This is a genomic window from Ferdinandcohnia jepli (assembly GCF_047246645.1).
Classification (GTDB): Bacteria; Bacillota; Bacilli; order Bacillales; family Bacillaceae_L; genus Ferdinandcohnia.
This window is the reverse complement of record NZ_JBFOKR010000050.1, coordinates 1-1481: the sequence shown is the minus strand read 5'-3', so window position 1 is coordinate 1481 and position 1481 is coordinate 1. Positions and strand designations below refer to the sequence as shown.

Genomic DNA, 1481 nt, shown 5'->3' with positions numbered 1-1481 from the left:
GAGGTTTGAACAAAAAAAGTCCTCTTGGTATGATACGAGGTGTCCAAGCTGATCAGCGCAAAGGACCCTTAAAATTACCAAGGAGGACTTAAAATGAAGTATAAACAAAATGATAAGATTCTGCAACTGACAGAAAAAACCTTAATTGTTGGAGTAGACATTGCCAAGCATAAGCATGTTTCAAGGGCTCAGGATTTTAGAGGTATTCAATTTGGAAAAGCTTTAACGTTTAGTAACTCACAAGAAGGTTTTACTAATTTGATGATGTGGATAGCTAGTTTACAATCTAAACACGAAAAATCAGATTTTATTATAGGCATGGAACCTACTGGTCACTATTGGCTTCCTTTAGCTTATTGGTTAAAGGAAAAAGATATTAAAGTTGTAGTAGTTAACCCTGCACATGTTAAACAGACAAAAGAATTAGATGATAATTCCCCTACTAAAAACGATGTAAAGGATGCAAGAGTTATTTCACGTCTTATTCAAGATGGGAGGTACTCTGAGCCGAATTTACTTGAGGGGATTTATGCAGAATTGCGTGAAGGAATGAATCAATATGATCAACTTGTAACTGATATTGGAGTAATACAGAATCGAGTTCACCAGTGGATTGACAGGTTCTTTCCAGAGTATTTAAATGTTTTCGGAAGTTGGGAAGGAAAAGCTTCCTTACAAATTCTTAAAATGGCTTTATTTCCCGATGAACTTATTCAGCGCACAGAGTTAGAAATCCTAACTGAGGTTCGAAAGGAAGTCAAAAAAGGTGTTGGTGTAAAGAAGATTAAACAACTTTTAGAAGTTGCACGACACTCAATTGGATTAAAGGAAGGTAGAGAGTTAGCAAGGTTGAAGTTAAAGAGTTTATTAGCTCAATACACTCTCCTTAAGGAAGAATTAGAGAAAGTCTGGACTGAAGTTGAAGTTATATTAAAACAAATACCTGGAGCTAAAGAAATGAGTTCCATAAAAGGGGTAGGAGAAACAACAGTTGCATCTTTTTACGCAGAAATTGGAGATATACGGAATTATTCACACCCCGATCAAATTACCAAATTAGCAGGGTTAAATTTAAGGCTGGCGACATCTGGAAAGTGGAAAGGTCAGACAATTATTACCAAAAGAGGGCGCCCAAAACTAAGAGCATTACTATTTAAAGTTGTCCTTCCACTAATTGCGCAAAATTCAGCCTTTCAGGCATTACATCAATATTTTACAAAGCGAGACCAGAATCCATTAAAAAAGAAACAATCAATCATTGCATTATGTTGTAAATTAATTCGTATTTTATTTATTATTGGAAAAAGACAGATTGAATTTTGTCCGGAGAAGATGTTAAAGGACATTCCACATTTTAACTTACAGGTAGCAGCTTAAGAGATTGGATTTACTTTATCGTAGGTTCGTAAGGACCAATTTATCCTCAATTAAGGAAAGGTTTACTTTGGGATTGATTTCTATTCGTTAGTAGTTTTTGAATT

1 protein-coding gene is annotated in these 1481 nt (G+C 35.0%); it reads left to right on the top strand.

Translation table 11 applies throughout. The features are described 5' to 3' along the window. Nucleotides 1–93 precede the first annotated feature (93 nt). Complete coding sequence (locus AB3M96_RS23605) at nucleotides 94–1377, top strand: IS110 family RNA-guided transposase (protein WP_412970057.1); 1284 nt, start codon at nucleotides 94–96, stop codon at nucleotides 1375–1377. The last annotated feature ends 104 nt before the right edge of the window (nucleotides 1378–1481 follow it).

Excerpts from the sequence above, each read along its gene's own strand:
- AB3M96_RS23605 (WP_412970057.1), top strand. The coding sequence starts at position 94 with ATGAAGTATAAACAAAATGATAAGATTCTGCAACTGACAGAAAAAACC.